Source organism: Vibrio sp. 10N.247.310.17 (genome assembly GCF_041466605.1).
Taxonomy (GTDB): Bacteria; Pseudomonadota; Gammaproteobacteria; order Enterobacterales; family Vibrionaceae; genus Vibrio; species Vibrio tasmaniensis_A.
Genome location: NZ_JBFSTC010000024.1, coordinates 1 through 26,393 on the forward strand (window position 1 = coordinate 1; position 26,393 = coordinate 26,393).

The window sequence follows — 26,393 nt, forward strand, 5'->3', positions numbered from 1 at the left end:
AGCTGATCAGATCGTAGGTTCTTGATTTAGTTCCATTGAATTACGCAACAAAGCCCTTAATATCCGCTCGCTTCGGGCGTTCTCTCGTGAATTAACACTTGAGGAACTTGAAGAAGCACTTAAGAAGTTAACGACCGTCTTTCTTAAACGCCAAGAAACAAAATTCGCTGAAATCGTAAATCACATCAAGGTTGATGTTGAAGCTCTCATAGAAGCTCTATCAGGAAAATCAAAAAAGAACACAAAAGGTAAACGTAAGCCTCGCCCTGCTAAATATAGATACACCGACGGGAACGGCAGAGCACAAACATGGACTGGTCAAAGTCGCACCCCTTCCATAATTCAAGAACAGCTTGATGCTGGTAAATCACTTGATGATTTCTTGATCGCGAAATAGTCGCTTCTTTCCCCCCTCCTGCAGTAGGAAGATTTGATCTTGTTGTTAACAACAAGATCAATATTCATATAGAAACGAAACAGAAGCCTTGTTTAAGTTAGTTCGATAGGCCTGAAACCGAAGGCGGGATCCCCATCCTTATTAATGATAATATTAAACGCAGTATTTGGGAAAAATCTCCTAGATTGAATCATTATCTATAAAAGTTAAGTCCTAAGACACCCAATGAAGGCGATATATAAATGGCAAAAAAAAAACGAGCACTCACTTCACTCACTCTTTTTTACAGCCAAGTTTTCTGCAAGGTGATTGCAGCTTTGTCTGTTCTCATTTTAGCTTCCTATCTTTTTGATATTAAATGGCTCTATCGACCAACAAGCCATGGGGCAGCTACGCATCCTATAACTGCTTTTATCTTTTTACTTCTTTCTTGCGCCTGTATTTGGCGGAAAAAGAGTCTGAAGATAACCAGAAGCCTCGTAAGCCTTGCTTTTTTCATACTTGTCATTCGTTTCTATCAACAAAGTACTGGAATTAATTTAATTGACCCTGTTCTAAGTTATTTCATCTTTTTTGATACCCCACTTCACGCAGAGTCTCCCATCGAGATGGGGTTTAATACATCAGTAATGCAACTTTTTGCTGTCATAGCCATTTTTTTCCTCTTAAATAGACGTCCTTGGTATCTAATACAAATTTTTGCCATTACCGCTATTTTCCTCCCATTTGTCTCAGCCGTTGGTTACGCTTATGGTATTGATTCATTTTATGGCCAGATGTCTCCGGTCACCACTATATTAGGGTTCTTTTTAACCATATCAATTTTTGGTCTCACAGCCCACCGAGGCGCACTTAAAACACTCTTATTACCTACTTTAGGAGCGAAAATAGCGCGTACGCAGTTAATCTTTGGGTTGTTATTTTGCCTAGCTGGCGGCTTTCTCACCACTTATATTTTGGAGGATGAAACCAGCGGTTTTGCTATCTATGTAGTGGTGGTCTGTACGTATATCACCTTTACAATGCTGGCTAGTGGTATTACTTATGAGCAATTCGATAAACGTAGACGCCTCCTTGAAAAACAACTCCATAAATCCGCAATTACTGACCGGTTAACTGGATTGTATAACCGATCAGAGTTCGATCAAAAAATCCAAGCAGTATTTGAGCAACAAAACCTGAACCAGGAAATAAATAGTTTACTATTAATAGATATTGATTTTTTTAAGCAATTCAATGATACCTATGGGCACTTACTAGGGGACAAAGTTTTGCAGCTCGTCGCTAATGTTCTGAAAAAAAATACACGCTCTTCTGATCTAGTTTGTCGTTATGGTGGAGAGGAATTCACTATTTTACTTCTTCAAACAGATCTTGAAATCGCCAGCAAGATCGCTGATAACTTAAGAATATTGGTGAGTGAACAAAACCTCACAGCCCCCCTAGAATACGAATCAGATCAGCAAGTGACCATCTCTATAGGATGCGCTAGCCTCTCACAAGCGGAGACAGTCAAAGAGGTGATTAAGCTAGCGGATAATGCTTTATATGAAGCAAAGAAACAGGGGCGAAATAGAATATGTCTCGCTCACGATAAGAGTGAACGCAAAACTTATGACAATTTTTAGCGGCATCGAGAAATCCTAAGAGCGGTTTTGTTGCGTAATTAAATTTAGAGATAGAGCTACCCCGTTTCGCATGCTTTTTAGTCAATACGACAAGTTTCAGGCATACCTAACCCAGTAAGCTTGTTCAACGCTTTTATCATCGCGTAAGTTTCACCCACCTGCGCATTGTAATTTCTTAAGCTCAATCGCCCTCCTAGCAACTGTTTAACTCGATACATCGCTGTTTCTGACAGTGAACGTCTGTGGTATCCATACCGCTCTTTCCAATACTTATGTGAGCCGTATAACTTCTGGCAACCCACGGCGAGATTTTGGGGGTGACCACGCTCCCAGAAGGTTGTTCCTTCTGACTCGCTTAATCTTAATAGCTGCGTGCCACGCTCTCGTGTCGTGAGCGCCATCACCAGACACCTCAAGGAGGCTTCGGCGTGTTTGTTTCAGTAAGTTAGGGAGGACTTCTCCATCTGTAACCGTCGATAAACTTAGCTCGGCTGCAATAATTTCATGAGTGCTTGTATCGACTGCAATATGTGCTTTCGCCATAAACCTTAAGGCCAGTAACATCAGTGGCTAGGTGCTGTATTGCTCCTTAAATGAGACCCCAACTTGCTTAGCTCTACGCTGATGCAGGTGTAATGTGGACAACTTAATGGAACATGGAAATCTAAATAGCGAGTCGACAAATCCTTGTAGCGCTGCGTATTTCGGTGATTGCGATCGCTCGTTTCGGTTTATTCCGATCACTTGATCCTGCCGTTTTTCTCTCTTCCTATTTTTACTCTAAGTGATCGGATTGCGCCAGTTTTCTCATCGACTCACCTCCTAGTTCTATTCGATGACTATTGTGTACCAGCCGATCCATTAGAGCGTCTGCGACAGTGGCGTTACCGATCATGTTGTACCACTCCTTTACAGGTAACTGACTGATGACGATCGTGCTGCTGTTTTGGTAACGATCTTCAAGCACTTCTAATAAGTGACCTGCATGCTCTTGGGTTAGCTTTTCCATCCCCCAGTCGTCGAGGATTAGTAGAGCTTTCTTAGCCAACGATTGAAGTTGCTTTTGATAGCTACCGTCCAGACGACCTGCGGTCAGGTCATCAAGCAGGCGAGTTAATCGGTAGTATCTGACCGTGTGTTGTTGGTCGCAGGCACTGGTTGCCAGTGCGCAGCCAAGATACGTTTTGCCAGCACCTGTTGGGCCTGTGATCAAGATATTCTGGTGCTTATGTAGATAACTGCCCGTTAGAAGTTCGCTCATCTGTTTACGATTGAGATTTCGTCCCTCCTTGTAGATGAGTTGGCTCGGCTGAGCATCCACTCTCAGTTTGGCTTGCCGTTTTAAGCGTTGGATTTTTGTCTGATTGCGATTCAAGATTTCACTTTCCAGAAGTAGGCTTAGCCTTTCCTCGAAGTCCAGCTCTGCGTAGGTGCTCAGTTGTTCTTGTTGCTGCTCTAACGCTTTCACTGCATGGCTCAAGCGGAGGGTTTTGAGTTGGTCGTTCAGTGCGTTCATTTGTATTTCTCCTAGTGATAACAGTTCGGGCCACGGACATTGCTATGAACAAGGTTCGGCGTGCTCGTGTTGTCTTTGCTCAGTTGTCCTTCACGATTGTTCTTCAGCAGATTGTTGATGAAGGTGTAGTTCGGTTTTGTCAGCATCAGCGCATCTTTACAGGCTTGCTCTAAGCGCGACTCGCCATGCGCTTTACTCAGATTGAGCAGCCCAAGGCAGGAGCGATACGACTGCTCTGGATGAGGCTTGGAGTAGAGCATCTTATTGATGACTTCTCGTGTGGCTGGGCCGATATTGGCTCCCCAGTTGAGCAGGCGTCCAGGCGACCACTTCTGATGTTGATGATTACTCGGCATGTGCTCTGGTTGGGTGCTGTTTCCGCGCTCTCTTTGGCTGCGTGGATGCTGGGCTACCAAGTTACCTTGATGGTAGATCTGCACCAGACGGTTGGAGGCTTCCAGTTCGACATGGTGACCAACAAGTTGATGTGGCACCGAGTAGTAGTGGCGGCGATATTCTATGTGATAATCAGGCCCAACCTTGGCTCGCTTGGTTTCGGTATAGAGGTATCGCTGCTTAGGTAGCGGCTTTAACGCTGGCTTATCGAGTTTGTCGAACAGCGCTTTGCGGCTCGCACCATACTGTTTCATCTCACGTTCGTTTAAGTCATTCATAAGCTCACGGATGGCAAGGTTCAGCTCTTTGAAGGTATGGAAGGTTTGATGTCGTAGTCGCATCATGATCCAGCGTTCCACTAGGAGCACGGCATTCTCTGCCTTGGCTTTGTCTTTCGGTTTGTAAGGGCGAGCTGGCATCACTGCGGTTTGATAGTGATTCGCCAGTTTTTGATAACTGTCGTTAAGTCTCGGCTCATAACGATTGGCTTTGGTGACCGCGCTACGTAGATTATCGGGAACCAAGAGCTGTGGTACACCACCGAAGTGCTCGAACGCATTGGCATGCGCCTCTAACCAGTAAGACTTACCTTGACTCGGGAAGGCTTCAACATAGGTGTAATTGGACGCACCTAAGGTCGCCACGAACACTTCTGCTTCGCGCACTTCACCTGTATCAGGGTTGACCACTTGAAGCCGAGGCCCACAGTAATCGATAAACAGCTTGTCACCTGCCACATGGAGCTGGCGCATGCTGCGCTTTTGAGTTTTGAACCAACGAGTGAAGTGCTCGCAGAACTGAGTGTAAGCGTAAGCTTGTTCTTGATATTGCTCATGGTATTCCTGCCACAACAACATCTTTGTCATGCCTTTACGTCTGAGTTCGACTGCGTATTGAGTGAAGTCTGGCATGACTTTATCGCGACTGGCTTTCTTGCCGTGATACAGCGCTTGCGTGAGATCAGCATCGCTGCAACTTTCGGGTAGAGGCCAGCCAAGTTGGCTTTGTTTAAAGCGAGTAAGGAGTTCCGATATGGTGGACGGGCCGAGTTTCAGGCAAGAAGCGATACCACGATTGGAGAGACCGCAGTCGTACTTAAGGCGTAATACCTCTTTGATTTTGTTCATTGGAGTTCTCTTTTTGGCCATTGTCGCTTCCTTACGTTCTTGTTTAAGAAGTAAAGAATAGCGAGCTATTGATTTAAAAGAGAAAAAGGAAGGATTTCGGGCATTCCGATCGCGGTTTTCGCTATTCCGATCACCGATTTCGGAGTTAGGCTAAAAGTGATCGGATAATCCCGAAATGACTGATCGGAATGCTCCGAAATATGCAAGCGCTCTCAGTGGCATAGAAAACACGCGTTTCACCATGAGTGCTGTCGTGATAGCCAAATCACTGAACCGACGTGGTCTCCCGCGCTTATTCTGTTTGCTTTGCGCCCAACCGCTTATCGCCTCTTCATCAAACCAAAAGGTCAGAGAACCACGGTTAATGAGTGATTGGTTGTATTGCTTCCAGTTGGTTGTTTTGTAAAGAGGTTTAGGAATAGGGCTGCGAGAGAGAGTGGATGTAGCTGACCAGATCGTAGGTTCTTGATTTAGTTCCATTGAACCACATTGGTTATATACTTACTCATAGCAAGCTACCCGCTCAAGCGTATGTGTTTAGCGCTGCCAATATTCAACGAGTCATGAAGAATTAAGGAATTAGCTGCCAAACCGCTACAATGACACTCGCTTCCAAAAGCAAAAGGTTCTCTATTTAATAAAAACTGCGGTTTATTTGCTTGGTTCCGAAATAATGTTTCACGAGTAAAAGCCTAAGTTAAACCGGATAACCAAACTCGGCGACAAGTATGTACACTATAAGCTCATGGCGTTAGAACAGCGATTGTCAATCTTTTTGGGAAAAAACTGAGATAATGGTGTCGAGGAATTTTAGAAAGAGCTGGGCAATAGTGACCTCCCCGCAAAAACGCCCGGAGCATAAGATTACTGTTACACAACCAAACTGAATATGAAAACTATGCTTTTTATACCTAACATTTCTCTCTGTGCCCAAAGCTAGTCATGCAGATTAATTTATGGACTGTTGGCCTTTTCTACAGCTTGGTTTGACAGATATTGATTAAAGACCGAATCTAACACCCCCTCATTGACTGGTTTTGTGATGATTTCTGCGCAGCCAACCTCACGCATTTTAGTTAGGTTTTCCTCGAAGGCATCAGCGGTACAAGCGATGACGATGCTATCACTATAGGGTGAAGATAAAGCCTTAATACGTTTCGTAGCCTCAGTACCATCCATAATAGGCATATGGTTATCCATCATGATTACGTCATAAAAGGTTCTGCTCGCTTGCTCAAAACCTTTTTGTCCGTCAAGGGCAATATCACACTTAAAACCTCTTTTCTTTAGGAATTTAGATAGGATGATGCTATTTACACGATTGTCTTCAACAATCAAAGCTTTCAGCCCTTCGCCATTAAATAACTTCATTGGTTCATTTATTTGCTCTCTAGGCTGTGATACAACTTTGACAGGCACGCAAATGATAAAGCGTGTCCCTACACCTACTTTACTTTCCAAGTTAAGCGTGCCATGCATAGTATCTACGAGCTTGGAAATAATAGTTAAGCCAAGTCCAGTCCCGCCAAATTTACGCGTAGTTTTCCCATCGCCCTGAGTGAATGGGTCAAATATCGTTGCTTGTTTCTCTGCGGGGATACCAATTCCCGTATCAGACACCTTAATTTCTAGATAATCGTTGTTATTCATTTGCGTGAGCCGGGTAGAAAAATGGATCTCCCCTTTTTGAGTAAACTTCCACGCATTATTGAGAAGATTAAGAGCTATCTGTGCTAACCGGGTCTCATCGGCAACTAGGTGTATTGATGTTTCAGAATAGGCCGTTCCTTCAAACGTTATACCTTTATCTAAGCATAAGGGTCGATAACTATTTTCAATTTTATTGTGTAGGTCAGCCAGTTTAAATTCAGAAAGATTAAGCGTCAGCTTACCAACCTCAATTTTAGAAAAATCTAGTATATCGTTGAGAATTGAGATCATATGGTGCCCGGAAGAGAGCAAGGTTTGTTCAAGCTCATGACGCTCATCTTTATTTTTACACTGTGTCAGCAGTTGAGCTGCCCCCAAAACCCCGTTCATAGGGGTTCTCAACTCATGACTAATAGAGGCTATAAATTGTGATTTAGCGACACTTGCGGTTTGGGCTTCAATGGCTACTTTTTTTAATCGGCGCTCAGACTTTTCTAGTGACTGATAAGGAGATATGAGGAGCTTTTTACCTGTAAAATAGACCAATATATATGTCAACGCACCAGCTATCGATAACGCAACGATGAGTGAACGGATAAATTGGTTACGATTGTTTTGATAGATAGCAGGGTTAATACTGTAAACTAAATCCAAGTCGTATCTAGGGAGGTATGTTGTATGTTGCGTCCAATCAATTGGGGGAGGCATACCCCAACTATTATCGCTTTGAATTAAACTTACTTGATATTGTTCGGAGAACCTCAACGGTGATAAAAAGGCGTCAATATCAAATGGCTTCACATACACAAGTAAACCTTCTAGAAAACCGTTGTACAGTATTGGAAGAGCAACCATTAAGTTATTACTATCATCTTGAAAGGTAAATACCCTAAACACACTCGATAGATCTCCTTGTTCAATCTTAGTGTGCAGTTGAGCGAACAGTTCATCCGGTAAGGTTAACTCTTGATAAATTGGGTCACCAAGAATATCCAAGATCACAATATAGTGCTTACCCGTCACTGGTTTCACGATTGCTAGTCTATCACTAATCTCTTGTGGTGTAGCCCCCCCCCCTAAAGCGGTAGAAATCACCACTTGATGTGAGGCAATTTTCATCGCTAAATTTTCGGTATTATTCAGGGATTGGCTAATATAACTCTCTGCCGTACTTAGTTTAATTGAGGTATTGATTTTCTCCAGGTTTCTTATTGATTGCTGAGCTTGCTGCTCTAAAAGTCCATAAGTGATAAGAGCGAACACAACCATCGAGATAAACAAAAATACACCGTAAAGCTGAATACCACTGAGTTTTGGTCGAGTTTTATAGATCATTAATCTGCCTTATTAATCTTAGCTGAATCTAACAGCTTGATGGCTCCCACTTGAGTGTACCTCGCCATGCACAAATCATCGGCTCCTAGCGCCTCATGAGCATCAGGATGTGCCACGTCATAAACGCTAAATGGTTGTTCATACGTCTTTAGCAAACCTTGAACCGGTGTGTCCATCTGCTCCAACGCCAGCTTAAGTAGCTGTCGATTATTCACCATATCATCGGTGAGGGTGATACTTTGTGCGGCTTGAATAAATACTTTAGCCAGATCATAGCCATGCACAAAGCCAGCTGGGGCGTCAATAAAATCATTTGTAAACTTATCAGGGAATAGCGCCGTAGCTTGGCGGTATACCTCCTTCGATAGATCGTTCTCCGGAGAGCTATAAAAATTAAAACAAGATTGAACAAAGCTTAAGGCAGTTCTCTGGCGAGCATCAAATGAAACTCGCTGAGAGAAACCACCTCCGGTGATCCCCCAATGACTGAAAATTTTTGGTGGTTGTTCAAGATCAGAGAGAGCTTTGACTAATAAGGGGCCTTCTCGTGAATTCCCTACAAACAGGACACATTCAACGCCGGTTCGATTAAGCTCGGCGGCTATCACACGAGCCAGAGCCTCGTCAATTCCCCAATTAAACCAAGTAACCCGAGCTTTTAAGTGTGTGCTGTGGTCGGCTACTGATTGGAAAATCGTTTTGTAATTAGACTTACCCCAAGGCGTTTTTTCTAATAATAAGTCAACAGATTGGCAACCATTATTGATTGCTGTTGAGACCAGTTTCCCCCCAACTTTTGTGTCGTCAACAGAGAGGCGAAATACGAAATTCTTCTCAGACGGGTAGCGAGTTATAGGACCGCCTGCAGCCCATGGCACCAAAATCAACAGTTCACTTTCATTGATATAATCGCGATATTTTATCAGGGGGGAAGAATGCAACCCGGCGAAGAAAACAATTCCATTAGGGTCTTTCTGGTAGCGCTGCATATTGAGCTTGCTTCGCGCCGTATTCCCACGATGGTCAAGTACTTCGAACTCTACTGGAATGCCAAAAAGTTGATTACCATGCTGAGAAAAAGCCGTTTTTACACCCATTTCTATTGCCTCCGCTGAGGCTAGATGCACGGTTCGATCCGAGTCTAGATATACTTTGAGAACAGAAGGGGCTGTTATAGCTGGCGTAGAGCCAACCACAAATAAGCCGATGACTGTAGATTTAAGCCATTTTTTCATTCCGTAGCCCCCTTAATATAAGTTATTGTTTTATTTATGATTTGAATTCTAGACTAGATATTTAGACTTGCAAATGATTTAGGAGGAAAAGTACGGCAGAGGTGCATAAGTGATTCAATATTGACACCATTTACTCTTGAATTGAGGGTTAGCTCTCGACGCCTTCCCATTCATCTAACCATCGAGATAAATGATTTTCAGACATTGGCTTGGCAATAAAGTAACCCTGTGCGACATCACACCCTATCTTACGTAAATACACCCAATCCTCAAGATCTTCCACTCCCTCAGCCACGGTCTGCATTCCTAATTGCTGGGCCATCTTGAAACTGGCTTCAAAAATCACGCGTAAAGACTTATTTTTATGGGCCCCATGCACAAAACTTCGGTCGATCTTAAGCTCACTGAATGGAATATCTCGTAACTGGGCCAACGAGGAATACCCCGTCCCAAAGTCATCAATAGATAAAGCAACACCTTTAAGTCGCAGTCGTGTCAGGATGTCCAACGCTAACTGCCGATCATTCATCAGCCGGCTTTCCGTTACTTCCAAGACTAAGTTTGACAATGGGACTCTAGCCTCATGTGCAATGTTTTGAATCTTATCTGGAAACTCCAAGGACGTCAGACTTTCCATTGAAATATTGATTGACATACAAAGCTTTGCGCCCACAGATTGCCAACGTTTGCTCTGTTCCAGAGCATTAGCTAAGACAACCATCGTCAAGTCATCTATCAGTCCATACTCTTCAACAAGTGGGATAAATTTATCAGGTAACACTAGGCCATCTTTAGGGTGTTGCCAACGTACCAAAGCTTCTACACCGACAATTTCACCATCTCGAAGCCTGACCTGTGGTTGGTAGTAATTGATTAGCTCACCTTGTTGAATAGCTCGACGCAGATCAGCTTCAGAATACTCTTTCAGGTCATCAAAACATTCCGTCTCTAGATGAGCGGCCTGATGCTCAATAATTTCTTTTAACTGAGTGGGACTAAAAGGCTTATGGAGACAACCAAAAATATTAAGTTGATAAGTGGTTGCCAGCTTTTTAGCACTGTCTAGAATGGCTTGTTCTTCACCACTCATCAAAATAACACCTCCCTGGTAGCCTATACGCCCCAAGTGACGGACAAACTCTACTCCGTCCATCTTTGGCATCTGCAGATCACAAAAAATTAGTTCTACCTCTTCAGGATGCATTTCTAATTTTTGAAGAGCATCAACAGCATGTTCATATTGATGAACAACAACCTTTTCATTCACAAAATCCTTTAATTGATGAGCAAGCAACTTCATTAAAAACGGCTCATCGTCAATCAACATTATCGCCATACACTTCTCCTATATAATTTTTTTATCAAGGTAGCAGATCACTTCCTCTTCCGTCTCTGCAAAACACTTATCTAACAGAGTCATGGTCAACTCCACCACTGCGACATCACCTATAGTACAAGCATTTTCAAGCTCGGCACACAAGTCACCTAATCTCATCGCGCCCACTGAACGAGATGAAGATTTGAGCTTATGAGCGATACTGCTCACTTCTCTAATATCCTTAGCGGAAGAAGCGGCTCTTAACTGTTCCTGCTGTCTTGTCATTAAACTCAAAAAATCAGTCAAAAAATCACACATAACAGCTGGCTCATTTCCGACAAGCTCAGCGAGCTTACTGACAGTCAATATTTCAGAGTCCCTAGGCTGTTCCTCTTCAAGTAATCCAAGTTCAGGCACTCCATTCTGGTTGGGCAACCATGTTTCAAGAGCCTCTTTAAGTAAATGAAGCTGGACAGGTTTTGTAAGGTAATCATTCATTCCTACCGCCTTGGCTCGACTCTTTTCACCTCTCAAAGCGTTGGCTGTCAAAGCTAGGATAGGTTTTTGTGCCCTCTCCAAGTTATCCTGTCGTATCGCTTCCGTTAATGCATAACCATCCATTTCCGGCATATGTAAATCCGTTAATAGCAACGCATAACTTCCCTCTTGCCAAAGTTGATAAGCCACCAATCCGTTCTCAGCAACCTCTGCCGCATAACCTAGTAGACTCAACTGTTTAAGGATGACTTTTCGGTTGATGCTATCATCCTCTGCAACCAAGATTAACCGTCCTTCTGCACGGGCTTGTGCCACACTCGGTGCCGCAGTTAACGGCAGAGACTCTTCCCCCACTTGATCAAGTATTATTTCAGGCGAAACAATTCCGGCAGCCACTGAAACAGACTGTAAAAACTCTTTTCGCCGCAATAGGTTACAATTTAGAGCAACAAATTCAGGGGATTCAAATTTCAGGGGCCGAGGCTGATCTCGAGTCATCAACAAGTGCCTAATATACCCACTTTCAATTCGTGAACTTTTCAATGTTTTCAGAAAAGCGATGGTAAGTTCCGGGACATGTTTTTGCGGACCAATAATTATAACGACAACCTCTTCAAGCAACTCAGCAATACGTAACGCTTCGGAATGGGTGCTAACAACTTGAACATTAGCACCCGAATGCTCGAGGTAAACTCGTAGAGCGTCAGTATCAAATACTGAGTTCTCAACTAGGATACACTTTGTCTCTGAGAGTAACGATAAAGGTGGTATGATCTCTTTCTGATAAATTGCCAAAGGTAAGCTAACTGTGAACGTAGAGCCTTCTCCTAACTGACTGTTTACTTTAATATCTCCGCCCATTAAGTCCACTAAGCGCTTCGAGATCGCCAATCCTAACCCAGACCCCCCAAAACGACGCGTTGTGGATGACTCCGCTTGAGAGAAAGAAGTAAATAACATAGCTAAGGCATCCGACGATATTCCAATGCCGTTATCCTCGATATTGACAACCATTTTATTATCAACAATGTTCACGCGGACTGAGACGTCTCCTCGTTTTTCCTTACGACCACCACTAAACTTAATTGCATTACCAATTAAATTATAGAAAATTTGCCGCAACCGGATTGGATCAGACAAAATATAACTTGGAAAAATCGGGGCAATAAATAATTGCAAGTCAACCTCTTGCTTCTCAGAAACGGAGACAAGCGAGGAGCATACCCCTTCTATAAGTTCTTCGACAGATACCGGAAATTTTTCAAGATCTAGCTTACCAGCTTCAATTTTTGAGAAATCTAAAATATCATCGATGAGCCTCAGAAGGGCAAACGCAGAGTCATGAATAGTTTTAACTTCATCAACTTGATGGCACTCCAGCTGACTGTGTGACAAAACCTCTAACATACCAATAACCCCGTTCATTGGCGTCCGTATTTCGTGGCTCATTGCCGCCAAGAAAGCCGATTTAGCATGGCTTGCTTGTTCCGCCTCAATTCGAGCTTGCTCTAGCTTTTCATTTGTTGACCGTAATGACGCTGTGCGTTCAGACACCCGTTGGGCAAGTTTTTTACGCTCCTGCTCTATGACAAAATTGGCCGCTTTTTGCTGCTTGGTTGCCTCCTCAAGTTGTCGTAAAGCCTGATGACGTTCGGTTACGTCCCTAACCATTGAAATACAACGCCTTTTCCCTCCAGGTAGAAAAATGTACTGAAGATTGACTTCGACTGGAATGAGATGACCATCTTTATGTTTATGAACAGTAGAAATATGGACAACCTGCTGTTCGCCATTTAACAAGGGTTCAAGCAACTTCCGGTAACGGTTTTCATCGAACTCAACTTTGAAATCAACGGCAGTAAGATCCAACAACTCTTCTCTGGAATAACCAAGTTGACAAACGGCACCTTCATTAACATAGCTGTGGCGAAGCGTTTCTGGATCAAAGATAAATGCCCCATCTTCAATGGCATTCAGCATAGCCATCGCTTCTTTATTTTTCCTCTCTGACTGAACACGCTGGGTAATATCCCGAATAGCGACGGCCACCTGCAAGCCCTTTTCCGACTCAACAGGGCTTAAACTAATGTCAACCGGAAAATCAATCCCCCCTTTACGTCTAGCCATGGTAGAGAGTTGCTCAACACGAGCTCCTTCACCCAATTCTTCATTCTCGAAGAAAGAGCTATTGATATTTGAATAAATACCAGGTAAAAATCGATCTATTAATTGGCCTTTAAGTACATCTTTCCCCCAATTAAAAACAACCTCAGAATGGCTGTTGGCCTGAGTAATACAACCCCCCCTCTCTATTATCAGTATGGCATCAGGTGCAAACTCAAAAATATCAATGAAACGACGTTCATGACGCCTATTTTCAGTTACGTCGTGCATAGCAACCACAGCACCTAGGCGCTTACCATCGAGATCACAAATCGGAGCTCCACTGGCCAAGACGAAGCGGGGACTTTGACCATTAGCGATTATGCAAAGTAGATCATTTTGAATATGCTCACCATTAAATGCTCTAAGCAACGGTATGTTTTCTTTCGCCATCGGTGTTCGCCCGTCACCTTCATATAAATTGTAATAATTACTCCAGAGTTCGGGGGGAATCTGTAATGGGTCAGATCCATGCCACTCTCTTGCTGTACGGTTAAATAAAGTTAAATTTCCGTCCGCGCCACAAGCCACCACCCCTTCACTCAAACTCTCTAAAAGCATTCGATTGAGCTCTTCTTGTCGCTTTAGTTCTTGAGTGCGTTCATTAACACGATTTTCTAACTCCTGGTTTAGGCTCTTAAGGGATCCTTCGGCTTCTCTCCTCGCCGAGGCCTCATGATGCAGCTTTTCAGTTGTTTGATGTGAAACAATCAACATCCGAAAAAGGAAAAAAAACAGAATACTTAAGAGCCCCCCAGTTCCAGCAACAATACGAGGCAGCGAAAAATCGAGACCGGCTTCAAACACGGGGGTAGAAGTATAGATGATCGTCCAATCTCGACCTGCAACATTAATCACCTCCGAGCGTCGAAATGTCGATATGAATTGCTCGTCCACAATACTTAAGGCGCTATTCCCGTCATACAGCAAACTATTAGGGGTGTCTTCTGCGCCATCATATAACCGAAAGCTTACCGTTGAGACGTTAGATTGAAGGATACCTTGCATGAGATCTCTTGCGCGGAATGGGCTGTAAACATAACCAACAAAGGCCTCCCTTCGCTCTTCAACTGTATCAGGGGAATAAAGCGTTTTGTAGATAGGTAAATAAAGCAAAAAACCAGCTTGTTTATCCTCAGTAATCTCCTGAACTAACTCAACCCTACCGGATAAAGCAGCTCTTCCTGTATCTCTTGCCGTAGACATAGCCTGACGCCGAACGGCTTCAGAATACATGTCAAAGCCAAATGCCTGCCGGTTGCGAGCATCAAAAGGCTCCAAATAGATAATGGCCGTGTATTCATCTCGCGCCCCCTTAGGTTTAATCTCATACTGAGGAAAACCTTCCGCCCGAACTTGCTGCACATGCGCCTCTTTATCTCGCGCCGAAATAGGAATTGAAACACCAATCCCCTGTATACCAGGATAATGCAAGCCAAGATTTAACTTATCGATATAATTCGCCCACTCCTCACGATTGACCTGTTCAGAAGCAGCAAATAGAGCAACGCCCCCTGAGAGGGCCTGTTGATAATTCAACATGCGATTTTGAATCAACGCTTTAACGTCTTGGGTATAATTAGTAAAACGGCTTTCAGCATTGCGTTCAACATAATTTCGTGCCATAGACCAACACGCTATTGTTGCACTGAGTGACAATATTAATATACTTAAAGATAGCTTTATGGCCCGAGGCTTCCCAGTCATACATACTCCAAATCAACGATTGACGACACGAATTCTTACGAAACCAGTAAAAGGACGAACAAACTAGAACCTAATTAATATAAATGTATATCCACTAGTTGTAGTACAACACCAAACATAAGGAAAGGGCTCTATCCGCTTAGATGAGCTTGATTGATTGGTAAAAGTTAGAGTGAGTTTCTAGGATTGAATTTTGTCTAATCTTCAATTTAAAGGGGATTGTCGCACTTATTATCTGAAATCGGGTGTAAACGAAATTCCATATTGATAATCTACAAAATTATAGCCTTGGGATTCCGGTGTTTTTCAAGGTAGTTGTCATCATTTTCTTGCTTATTAAGCAGCTTCTCTTTCTGGATTTAGGTGAATGTCACCAACAGGCGCACAGTTCCTGATATCACCAGACCACCGCTCAAGCTTTCGCTGTTTTGCTGCTAGCAATACCTCTACACGACGCTTCAAGATATCTTTATCTTTTCCATTGTGACGCTCTGAAGGCGTGACGTGACGTAATTTAGCTTACTCTGCTTATGCTCGGTGTTGTACCAGCGTACGAAGGCTTCAACCCAACTTCGACTACTATCGATTGTTTCAAAGCCCTTTGCTGGCCAGCTTGGCATGTACTTTCCTGTACGGAACAATGACTCGACATACGGGTTATCATCACTGACTCTTGGCCGGCTATACGATGAGGTAATACCTAACTCTTCCATTTTTGCTTTAAACGTCAGCGACTTCATCGGTGCACCATTATCTGAGTGAAGAACCAGTGCTTGATTGAAGCATTGCTCTCGCATCAACGTTCGTTGCAGAAGTTGTGACGCCAGCTCACCGCATTCATGCTCATACACTTCATAACCAACAATTTTTCGACTGTAGATATCCTCAATGACATACAGGTAATAGTGTTGGCCTCGAACCCTTGAAGGTAAGTGATTGATATCCAATGCATAAAATTGGTTCGAGTCCGTCGCTGTGTAACTGGTTGGCTTCGTTTGCTTCTGTCTGCTCCGCTGACGACCTCGTTTGTGAAGTTGCCCCTGCGTACTCAGCACTCAATAGTAGATCGACTCAGAGGCGATATACTCACCTCTCTCAAGCAGTGTCAGGACGATTTGAGTTGGAAGCAAGCTTGCGAACTCAGAGCGGTTACACACCTCACGCTCTTCCTGTGACAGCTTGTTAGCAGGCTCTGGTCTGATGCATATGGCCTTTTGTCAGCTTGGACTTCACCTTACTGATACCAGCGACGATACGTTCTCAAGTCGATTTGAACTTCATGGCAAGCTGGCTCTAAACGGCATCCGCATTGCTTCGCTTCAAGGATAATCGTCACTATGGTCTGCCTTTCATCGGTTGAGGTTAGTCGTCCTCTGGCTCTTCCCCGTAAAAGGCTCTCAGCTTTTTTCTTAGTACCAAGAGGGCGGCCGTTTCAGCGAGTGCTTTTTCTTTGAGTCGTAAATCTTTCTTCAACTCTTTGATTTCAAGTTTGTCAGCTTTAGCCTGCTTCTTTGCTTCAGCTTCCCGCTCTTTACTCGACTTAAACCCTTGCATACATTCGCGGCGCCAGCTTTGGATTTGTTCTGGAAAAAGACCTTTTTCACGATCATATTGGTTGAGTTCACTTTCTATCATTGAGTTGGTTTTAGCGATAATGGCAAGTTTAGTTTGAGCAGACCACTGCTCTGATGAAGTGTTGGTATTTGGGACGGCGGCTCCTGAATGTCTGAGTTGCTGGCGCCAATGATACAGGGGCGCAGTGCTAATTCCTTCGTCTTCTGACACTTCTTTAACTGACATCGAATATGGAGGTAATAGCTTCTTCAATATAGCTTCTTTTCTTTCTACTGAGATACGAGACACAATTACTCTTTATCGCCCAAACTGGTTAAATTCTAACAGTGACAACTACCCTGCCAGATAGAGATAGTGTACGGTTTCGAGAATGACTTCAGAGGGAAAGTGGCAGCCTTTAAACATGACGATTCAGAGTGTTGAGTGGAAATTGAACAAATCCTAACCTAAAGCTTCAAAGTTTGCGATAGAACCATTTTCAGGTTGTCGAAGAATTGTGTGGGCAAGTTGATGTGGAAGTTGGCCATATTTCAGCAGATAAAATATACGATACCGATGACGTCTATGACGCATTAGCGAGCGAATTTCCAGAAACTGACATAGCGATTCCTCCCAAAGAAAATCTGTATGCTGACGACGCTCATAACCCTAAAAGGGTGAGCAATTTGGTGGTGTACTCTGCATTAAGTCCCACGCGCAGGCAAAAGACAAAGCAGTATGGAAAACGGAATGTCTCAGATAATGCAATGTAGCGTTACAAAACAATTATTGGCCCCAAATTACACAGTAGAGACTTTAACAATCAACAACAGGAAATGATGCAAGCGGCATCAATATTAAATCGATTTATGCAGCTTGGTATGACCGAGAGCTATCGAGTCGCCTAATGACATCAAAAGACAAAGTGGGTTGATTACGGAAACAAAGCCACTCAGAAGTGGCTGATGAACCGTACTTTTTGTCGCCCCAATATACAACGAGATTAAAAGATCTCCCTCAGATCATATATTGAAGGTTTCTAAACCTAGATTTGTGTATGGACAACTTTCGTGAGGAACGAGCGAATAGTTGTCCATACACAAATCCGACAAAGCAACGCCAAAGCGTTGCCCGTCAGGTTTATGCATTCGTTACTCTCTATGGCACCAATACTTACGGAAATTGGAAGTCCGTAGTAGGAAAGTAGAAAAACATTGATCGATGAACGTTAAGCTAGTTTTTCTAATATTCTTTATTTTATGTGGATAAGTAGTTTTTTTATTTACTAAATTGAGTTTATCCACATTATCCACAATCTCTATAACAGTATATAACCTCTATATGATCTATAATTTATATAAGATCTATAATTGCTAAAAAACACTTTAAAATCATAATGATATTGAGGTTTTGGCAACATATTATTAGTGTGATTGATCTTGTAGTTAGTCTTGTTGATCTTTTAATTAGTCTGGGGGTAACAAGAAATTAGTGTTATTGATCTAAATTTTAGTGTGAAGGTTACATTTTTTTAGTGTCCAAACAGACTTTATCCCATAAGTCTTGATATTGAGTGTTTCATTTTAGTATTTCTATTAAGGTTACAGGAATTTAGTCTAAAATTGTGAATTACGTTCTTGAGGTTACTGAAATTTAGTCTTATCCTTGTACTACACTAATAATCTGTTACCTGAAACTAATTACTATGACTGACCATCGACAGTTGATCACAACTGAAGACTACCGTGAATTGCCTAATGACTTTTTTAAGAAAAGCCATGCTTTAGTTTTTAGCCAGCTAGGACTGACGGCGAGAGAGCATGATACATTTGCACTCTTCCTCTCTCGACTACACGAAGACCATTGGGTTGCGTATCAGGAAGGTCGACACGTATACGCACCTGAATATACGTTTCAATCTGAAGTGTTAAAGGAGTGGTTTGGTCTTTCAGCAAAGCAGCTTTATCCAACATTAAAGCCTATGGCTAAAAGGCTCTCATCGCGCAAAGTAGGCTTAATGAACGATGCTGATCAAGAATTTGATTTTATGCCTCTTTTTAGTCGAGTTGCGTATAAAAAAGGGGCGCTAATTATGGTGCCTAACGCTGAATTAATGGATGCTTATCTTGCTCAGTCAGCTGGCCACGCTCAAATTAACCATTTATCTTTTCGTAGTTTGAAGTCAGAACATTCTAAGCGCCTTTACACTATTCTATCTCGCTTTAAAAAGCCTGGAATGAAGTTGCATGAGCAATCGATAGCGCAATTACATGGTTTATTCGGTCTCTTAGATGAGCAAGGGAAGTTAACCAAATCCAGTTATACCAACAACAAGGTCTTCATGGAACGATGTATTCGTAAGCCAATCGAAGAGCTTGCTTCTAACGAAGAAGTGAGAAAAGAGCTAAGCTTTTTGGTTGATGAAGAGTCTGGATCGTATGGTTATAAAGCTCGTTATCGAGGAAAGAGTATTGTTGCGCTTGAGTTCCTTTTCCAATGGAAGCAAAAAAGTGACAATAAAGGTGAGGCATTGGAAAGAGCAAAGTTAGCTGAAGAGCTAGCACCTGATAACCCGATGTTAAAACTCGCAAAAGAAGCCTTTAATATTGTACTTTCATACCCTGTCAATGGTGAGTTAAGTAAACACCATAAACTCGCCATTGAAAGTGTTAGGATGGGTATTATCGTAATGCCTGCAGATATGCAGTTTGATTCTATTTTCTATCACAGGTTAGAGTTAATGGAATTATGATTTTCAGGTAACAGATTTTTAGTGTTTTGCAGCTAACACTAAAAATTTGTTACCTTCAGTGATACTGATCTCAAGTTTTATATTCATCAACTTTGTTATGACATCTAAATAATGAGGTGGTTTGTTGTTCATAGGGCAAAACAACCCCCATTGTCCCCATTAAAAACCCCGCTCATTGGCGGGGTTGTTATTTACTTATCTTGCACTTTTTCAGAAACAAACCGTATGATATCGTCATACACATCAACGGGCAATCTACTCAATTCAATCTTAAGCCCCCGCTTATCACTGCTGTGAGATACCTTTGCATACTTGTTCTTGTCATCGAACAGCGCTAATGGTTTAGTCTTCCAGCTTATTTTATCTTTACCCTTTAAAAGCTTCGACTCCATCTGAGCAAGAACTTGCTTTTGTTTATCTTCTACAGAGACTAAATTATCTACATCCACCTTAAGTGAACTGATGAAATGTGCCGTTGTAGTACCTTCTTTATCTAACTGCTTTTCCACTTTAGCCAGCTTAGCGTAGTAACCATTTGGGATCCCTTCGCAATCAGGAAAGACCTCAATCAAACGCTGATCAACTGATGCTGCAGCAAAGCGCTTTCGGCAAGTTTCACGTCCAATATTCAGATAGTCAGCTAGTTCATCGAGCTTCGTAAAGCCTTGTGCTTGCATCACGCTTTTGTAATCAGCTCCCAATTCTCGGTAAGACAAGCGCTTTACAGATTGAGTAGTTTGAATAAAAGCGAGCAAATCAGCTTGGTCGATCTCCCCTTCAATAACCCATAGAGGTAAATCTTTTTTAGCATGGATGCAAGTGAAACGGCGACGTGAGCTATCAAGTAACTGGTAAGTGCCCTGCCCGTCTTTGGTCGCGACGCCTTCAGTATGTACGCCCTCTTCCTGAACGCTTGGTAATATATCACGCACAGCATCAAGCGTAAGCGAATCTTGGCGACGTGGATTTAAAGGGTGAATTGCAGTTTTAACTTCAAGTTCATCTGATTTAACCACCACTCTTTCTGCAGTGGCTGTTTTACCGCTAGCAAACGTGAATGTTTTTTTAGGGGGTTCGGCTTTAACTCGTTTTCCTAATTGATTGCCTTGGTTAAAGCCGGTTCGCTTGTCTTGAGGTCGTAACATGTTATAGCCCTTTTGTTGCTAGCTGCTTAATTTCAGTGATGAATTGGTGGTACACGGCATTCACCGATGTCATAGCTAAATCAAATTGTTTACCACTACAAATCTGCTCTGATTTTCGAATATCCAGTACTGTACGGTTGCTTTCCGCAGCCGCGACAAACGCTTCAGAGTGACGGATCGCTGTTGATAATAAATGCCCTTGCGCCGCACGCAGCAATTTATCAAACACTTTAACTTCATGAGCGCTCTTCTCATCGAAGTTCACTGGAAGCAATTTAGCCCACTTTAAATTTTTTCCTTGTGATGGTAATGCTCTAAATGTACCTGGCATAGTGGCCATGTAGTTACTCGTTGAGGCAAAATCAAACTCTCGTGGGGTGACTGGAATCAAGACCGCATCAGCCGCCTCATTCACTGCCCAGAGAATTGGAGAGTTCTGTGGGGGCGTATCGATGAAGATTAGGTCGTACTCTTCTTTAAGTATGGGTAAGATTTTTTCACGCAACACACTCAGCAAATTCCGTTGACCTATTTCATCTTGCCCCCAGTAAGAATCGACAAAGCGTTCGTCTGATGGGAAGGCAGGAATCACATCTAAGTTAGGGAGGTGAGTCTTAAACGGAATCGCTTTAACTAACTCGTCATAACGGTAGTCATTAAGGTATTGAGAAAAATCACCTTCGGGCTCTTGGCCTGCTAGCGCGATATCAACAGCTGTCATGTAGACTGATTCATCGTCGGCTTGATGAATCAGGTTTTGGCCTGTTGAGCCTTGGGGATCTAAATCTATCACTAGGCAGCGTGCATTAAGATTAAGATCAAGCGCAGCAGTGGTCGCTAGGGTTACTGTCGTGGTGGATTTGCCAGTGCCCCCTTTATGGTTTTCCACTACAACGGTTGTCGGTTCAAAGCGCTGGTTGTACTTAGGAAAGTTCATGAACTCCATCATATTGGCGACGTCGAAGCGATTATACAGGTGAGTGCGTCCTTGGATAATAGGAGCGCCAACGACGCCCTGCTCGGTTGCTTCATCTATTCTAGAATTGAAGGTCACACGAGATAAGCCAAACAGCTCTTGAAGCTCTTTCTTCTTCAATGAGTGATTATAGATAAGCCTATCGACACTCCCCTCAATTTCTGTATCAGTTACTTTGATCTGCATACGCTCTTTGATAACGGCTTTCAGATCTGACTGCTCTTGCTGCATACGTTCACAAACAAGTTCTAATGAATCGATGATGGTGGTCATTGGGTGCCCTTAATGCCTTAATTTCATGTAACCAATATAAAGCACTAAAGATACAAATTAAACCTTTTAAGAATATTTTTAATTAATAAAGGTTTAAGTTTAATGGGTGTCTAAACGGGGACAATGGGGGTTGTTTTCAAAACAACCTTATCAAATTACTCTGAATATTATTCTTTCATGTTTAGGAACAATAAAGTTTGTACACTGTCGATTAAGTTTGTACAAAGTTCCATTTTGGAATAATAAAGTTTGTACACTAGGCTATAATATACTGCATCGAATTAGATTGAGTATATGTTGTGGCTGGACGAAGAAAACTTGAAAAGCTCGCTGACTTTAAGCGAGCTTTGAAACAGAGTTATGGCTTAGGTGAAGGGGCCAATTACACGCCTTGGATAAGAGTTCAAGATGTTAAATCTCATGGTCATAGCGGTAAGATTGAAGGAATAAAATCAGGTAGGACTCACCACACTTTATCTGAACAAGAGTCGTGTTTTTTCTATTTGGCTGAGTTTTCTGACTCAGTTATAGATATTCGGGAGCAGTTTCCTTTGCTTCCTCTATCCCTCTCATTAAAAATTTCTAAATCACTTGATATTGAGCACCCTAAACACCCTATCACCAAAGATCCTGTCATCATGACCACCGACTTCCTATTAACCTGTAGTGATGGCCAAAGGGTTTGGTATGAAGCTGTATGTGTTAAACCAAGAGAAAAGTTATCTGACAACAGAACAGCCGAAAAGCTAGATGTAGAGCGAGTATGGTGGGAATTGCTTGGCGTTCCTTTCCACATATTTTGCCTATCGGAGCTTAATCAGATTAAGTCCAGGAATATTCAATGGATTACAGACGCTAAACGCAAGAAGTACTCATCAACACCGAATGAATTTAGAGATGTGGCCAAACGTTTGTTGACGATCGGAACGATGCAATTGAATGAGATTTGTGAAACATTTTCTCATGAACTTGGCATTTCGCAAGATGATGCCTTGGTGTTGTTAAAGTCTCTGTTGGCTGACAAAGAAGTAACAGTTGACCTGTCTCGCCCTATCGTCCTATCAGGGATGATTGAAATCATGGAAATTAAGATAGATGGAAATTCAAGGCAACATGCAGCAAGTTGATCTAAATAGTGTTTGGAAAATTGAAAGCTTGGATGGTCTCAGTGATGGACTATACCGAGTTTTACAGCAGCATACAGAGAACCGCATTATCATCTTATTTCCTTTGGTCGAATCAAAGGCTTTGCAACGGCCAATCAAACTAGCTTTTGATCTTTTTAGTGGGGCAATCAAAGTCGGTAAAGCTCAGCAAAGTCTGTATGAATTGCCTTATTACCAATTGCAATTTGAAGATGATATTTCAGAAAGTCATCTCGCCAAAAGAAATGAGAAATACTCACTGATCGTAGACTTAGTTTCTTCTTCTGATTTTTTGTTCAATCTAGTTGACCAACCTCGCAGTGCTTTGGTTTCTCAGCACGCAAAGGCGAACAACACATATGTGCAGAATATATATAGAGCACTAAATCTCTACTGGAAGTATGGCCAAGAACGAAATGCACTCTTACCGAGCTATAAGAACTCTGGGGGTAGAGGTAAATCAAGAGTAGCTGGTGCAGCAAAGCGTGGCTCTCCGATACAACTCTCCAGTCCAAGTATTGAAGTCCCTGAAGGTGTTAATACCACTGAGCACGATAAGATTTTGTTTCTTAAGGCGATGAAGGAGTTTGGACTCAAAGGTGAAAAAGTCAAGTTCAGTCGTGTATACGACAAAATGCTCAAAGAATATTATGCAGAGGAGTTAATTGCTGCTGAATCTGAGTCACGAGAAGCTTTAGTACCTAATTACCGAGCGTTTGTTTATTGGGCAAAAAAACTAGTTCCAGCGCAAATTTTAATACGTAAACAAACAAATCAGGGTGACTTTGACCGCAATAAGCGAGGTTTAAAAGGTTCTGCTACCGATCATACAGAAGTTCCTGGCAGTTGCTTTGAATTGGATGCAACAGTTTTGGATGTGCATATAGTATCCTACTTTCAGAGACATCATGTATTGGGGAGACCAACCGTTTATTGTGTGGTTGATAAAGAAAGTCGAATGATTGTCGGGCTGCATGTCTCCATGGAATACGCTTCTTGGAGGGCTGGTCGGCAGGCTTTAATCAACAGCTTTACCTCTAAGAAAGAGTATTGCGCAGAATTTGGCATTGAAATAGAAGAAGCTGATTGGCCTTGTAACCACATACCTCAACGATTGCTTTGTGATCGAGGAGAGTTTATTTGTCAGGATGCCGAAAATCTCGCTGTGCCATTGATTGGCCATTTGAGTATTGCTCCACCATACAGGGCGGAATTGAAAGGCATAGTCGAACATCGTTTCAATATATTGAACGAGAAGTTAGTCCATGAGCTGCTAGGGACGACGAAAGGACGGCATTACATCAGAAGTGATAGAGACCCAAGATTAGATGCTACTTTTACGCTCAGAGAAATAACCAAGCTCCTTATTGATGAAGTTTTAGAGCACAACAGTTCAATTTTTAAAGATTTAGCCAAGCAAAGTACATTGCTTATTGAGTCAGGGCTTTCTCCAACCCCTCTAAACTATTGGAATATACATGTTAAAGCGCAGCGTCATGCTTTAATTCGAGCTGACGAGGCTCATATTCGTTCTCGCCTATTACCAACAGTAAAAGTGACCATGACAGGCAAAGGAATTCGGCTAAACGATCAAATGTATTATGAGTCAGAACATGCTGATTTTGATACTTGGAAAGTAATCGCGAGAAATAATGGTTCATGGCAACTAGATGCTTTAGTTGATCATGATAATTCAAGTTTCATATTTGTCAGGCTTGAGGAAGTTAGTGGCTTTACTCGATGTTACCTGATGAAGGAGTCGGCTAATTTTGCTCATAGGCATCAGGCAGACATCCTGTATTTTGAAGACTGGATTAAGTTGGAAAAAAACAAAGCTAAGCCAACATCGAAATCGATAGAGCGTCACCAGAGAAGAAATCAGGTTGTCGAAACTGCAAAAGAAGAAGCGGCATTGGCTCCATCGCTGAGTTCAAAATCTGAGAGAACAAGGGGTATGAAAGCAAGGAGAAGGGAGGCTATTCTTGCACAGAGGATTGAGGACGGAGAACCCCCATTTCATCAAGCTAAGCCTGATATGGAATCAGATATACCCAGTGGACATCTTGATGACAAGAAGAAAAAAGTAATTTCATTGCTCAAGCGAAAAAAGGCCAACGATAATGAGGTGTGAAGATGCCATTTACCATGAAGCGATATTACCCGAGCATCGTGGTAATCCTTTGATTGAAGCTTTGCCACCTAAGGTTGAGGATGATGAGTTAGTTATTAAGCTGAGTAATTATCCAGAGAGGCTCATTGAGGAAACAACGTTCGAGGCAATTGAAAGATGGGACTATCTCACCCGATTAAAAACGTTGAGGCAGCCACTGCCGCTCTATTTTGATGTCTTTAGGGCCATAGAAATGGCAATCAAAGAGGGATATTCAGCAAAAAATCCTTTATCTCCCACAACAATGAACTATCTACATTATTCTTTGGATAATCGACCTGATGTTGAACCCCGAACAGGCTTTTTTAAACCTAAAGGTAGTGGAATAACAATAATTGGTGAAAGCGGAGTAGGTAAAACCTGCATGCTTGAACAGGTACTAAACTGTTTTCCTGACGTTATAGAACACCGCTATTACCAGAACAAAGTGTTAGCAATACCGCAAGTTGTGTGGATAAAAGTCGATTGTCCAGATGATTCGAGTGTTAAAGGTCTTTGCCATCGTATATTAGAGCAAATCGATGAAAAATTAGGACAACCTCCAACAAAACCTGCGGGAACGATAGCTCTTTTACTTCAACAAATTGAATTGAAAATGAAGTCAAATTTCCTCGGGATTTTGGTTATTGATGAAATGCAAAATCTAAACCTTGCTAAAGCAGGCGGTGCCGATCGACTTTTAGGTTTTTTACATAACTTAGTTAACAATTTAGGTATTCCGATACTTTTCTGTGCAAACCCTCCGTTTGATGAGCTTCTCAGCAAGAGTTTTAAATCAGCGCGACGAGCGGAAAGTAGTGGCTATTTCGATGTAGAACTAATGAAGAATGATGATGAGTGGGAATTGTTCGTGGATGAACTTTGGTGTTTACAGTGGACGAATGTTGAAACGCCGTTGACCCCAAGTTTGAACAATAAACTTTACTCACTGTCTGCTGGCAATATGGATTTGGCTGTTCGAATTTATTATTCAGCTCAAAAGGCAGTTATTGGTTCTTCAGACGAGAGGATTACTGAAGAGGTTCTTGATCTTGGAGCAAGTATTGCTATACGGGCCACGAAAAAGCTCACAGAAGAAATGAGAAAGAAACACGCGATTTCTATCCTAAAAAGAAATCGAAAAGATGGTAACGCTGAACTGAACAACCATCGGAGTGAAGATAGTTCATCGAAAGAAGCCATCAACACCAAATCTAAAACGGTAACAATACCTGGAGATCTAACTCGCCCACACCATCCAGAGTTTGCTGATGTATTAACTGAGGTCAGTTTAGCCGAAGATTTGATTTATAGGGTGTTGGATACCTCTCTTATTCAGAAAGCATCTCAAGAAAGTAATCCTCTTGAAAGCCTTAGAGCATCAGGGGTATTGTGCGATGACCCACTTGAGACTTTTGGTTAAGTTTAG

At 42.4% G+C, this 26,393-nt stretch carries 14 protein-coding genes and 3 pseudogenes; 6 read left to right on the plus strand and 11 right to left on the minus strand.

Annotated elements, in window-relative coordinates; all coding sequences use genetic code 11:
* Window positions 1-34: 34 nt before the first annotated feature.
* Entirely contained in the window at window positions 35-397 is a 363-nt protein-coding gene (locus tag AB6D80_RS09195; RefSeq protein ID WP_069595600.1) for an H-NS family nucleoid-associated regulatory protein, read from the plus strand.
* Window positions 398-639: 242 nt separating this feature from the next.
* On the plus strand, window positions 640-2,025 hold the full coding sequence (locus tag AB6D80_RS09200) for a GGDEF domain-containing protein (protein ID WP_017101793.1): 1,386 nt from the start codon (window positions 640-642) through the stop codon (window positions 2,023-2,025).
* Window positions 2,026-2,102: 77 nt separating this feature from the next.
* Here AB6D80_RS09200 and AB6D80_RS09205 read toward each other — a convergent pair.
* The 9 genes and pseudogenes from AB6D80_RS09205 to AB6D80_RS09245 all read right to left on the minus strand — a co-directional run.
* A pseudogene (locus tag AB6D80_RS09205) lies at window positions 2,103-2,721 on the minus strand (transposase); the annotation flags it as partial.
* A gap of 79 nt (window positions 2,722-2,800) precedes the next feature.
* Window positions 2,801-3,541, minus strand: a complete 741-nt coding sequence (istB, locus tag AB6D80_RS09210) for an IS21-like element ISVch3 family helper ATPase IstB (RefSeq protein ID WP_011988345.1) — start codon at window positions 3,539-3,541, stop codon at window positions 2,801-2,803.
* An 11-nt stretch (window positions 3,542-3,552) separates the two neighbouring features.
* A complete protein-coding gene (gene istA, locus AB6D80_RS09215; protein ID WP_017101221.1) occupies window positions 3,553-5,085 on the minus strand; it encodes an IS21 family transposase in 1,533 nt (510 codons plus the stop codon).
* Between the two features lie 174 nt (window positions 5,086-5,259).
* Window positions 5,260-5,484, minus strand: a pseudogene (locus AB6D80_RS09220) (transposase); the annotation flags it as partial.
* Window positions 5,485-6,018: 534 nt separating this feature from the next.
* The gene (locus AB6D80_RS09225; RefSeq protein WP_017100853.1) at window positions 6,019-8,049 is read right to left on the minus strand and encodes an ATP-binding protein; all 2,031 of its coding nucleotides are present in this window, start codon (window positions 8,047-8,049) and stop codon (window positions 6,019-6,021) included.
* Entirely contained in the window at window positions 8,049-9,284 is a 1,236-nt protein-coding gene (locus AB6D80_RS09230; RefSeq protein ID WP_017100852.1) for an ABC transporter substrate-binding protein, read from the minus strand. The genes AB6D80_RS09225 and AB6D80_RS09230 overlap by 1 nt, the downstream gene beginning before the upstream one ends.
* 148 nt (window positions 9,285-9,432) lie before the next feature.
* The gene (locus AB6D80_RS09235) at window positions 9,433-10,620 is read right to left on the minus strand and encodes an EAL domain-containing protein (RefSeq protein ID WP_017097882.1); all 1,188 of its coding nucleotides are present in this window, start codon (window positions 10,618-10,620) and stop codon (window positions 9,433-9,435) included.
* A gap of 9 nt (window positions 10,621-10,629) precedes the next feature.
* Window positions 10,630-14,889 carry a CHASE domain-containing protein gene (locus AB6D80_RS09240; RefSeq protein WP_231904336.1) on the minus strand — a complete coding sequence of 1,420 codons (4,260 nt, stop codon included), beginning with the start codon at window positions 14,887-14,889 and terminating at the stop codon, window positions 10,630-10,632.
* A 417-nt stretch (window positions 14,890-15,306) separates the two neighbouring features.
* Window positions 15,307-16,833, minus strand: a pseudogene (locus AB6D80_RS09245) (IS3 family transposase).
* 1,396 nt (window positions 16,834-18,229) lie between these two features.
* Here AB6D80_RS09245 and AB6D80_RS09250 point away from each other — a divergent pair.
* Window positions 18,230-19,276, plus strand: coding sequence for a replication initiation protein (locus AB6D80_RS09250; protein WP_017099008.1), 1,047 nt, complete (start codon window positions 18,230-18,232; stop codon window positions 19,274-19,276).
* Between the two features lie 191 nt (window positions 19,277-19,467).
* Here AB6D80_RS09250 and AB6D80_RS09255 read toward each other — a convergent pair whose 3' ends face one another.
* Both AB6D80_RS09255 and AB6D80_RS09260 read right to left on the minus strand, forming a co-directional pair.
* The gene (locus tag AB6D80_RS09255) at window positions 19,468-20,421 is read right to left on the minus strand and encodes a ParB family protein (protein WP_102258082.1); all 954 of its coding nucleotides are present in this window, start codon (window positions 20,419-20,421) and stop codon (window positions 19,468-19,470) included.
* Window position 20,422: 1 nt separating this feature from the next.
* Complete coding sequence (locus tag AB6D80_RS09260) at window positions 20,423-21,670, minus strand: ParA family protein (RefSeq protein ID WP_017098231.1); 1,248 nt, start codon at window positions 21,668-21,670, stop codon at window positions 20,423-20,425.
* 299 nt (window positions 21,671-21,969) lie between these two features.
* Between AB6D80_RS09260 and AB6D80_RS09265 the strand changes: the two genes are divergently transcribed.
* From AB6D80_RS09265 to AB6D80_RS09275, 3 genes are read left to right on the plus strand one after another with little or no spacing between them, the layout of a single operon-like run.
* Window positions 21,970-22,797 (plus strand): TnsA endonuclease N-terminal domain-containing protein, encoded by an 828-nt coding sequence (locus tag AB6D80_RS09265; protein ID WP_102343951.1) that lies wholly within the window; start codon window positions 21,970-21,972, stop codon window positions 22,795-22,797.
* A complete protein-coding gene (locus tag AB6D80_RS09270) occupies window positions 22,766-24,946 on the plus strand; it encodes a transposase (RefSeq protein WP_371701461.1) in 2,181 nt (726 codons plus the stop codon). The genes AB6D80_RS09265 and AB6D80_RS09270 overlap by 32 nt, the downstream gene beginning before the upstream one ends.
* Window positions 24,936-26,387, plus strand: a complete 1,452-nt coding sequence (locus AB6D80_RS09275) for an ATP-binding protein (protein ID WP_372188371.1) — start codon at window positions 24,936-24,938, stop codon at window positions 26,385-26,387. Before AB6D80_RS09270 ends, AB6D80_RS09275 begins: the two co-directional genes overlap by 11 nt.
* The last annotated feature ends 6 nt before the right edge of the window (window positions 26,388-26,393 follow it).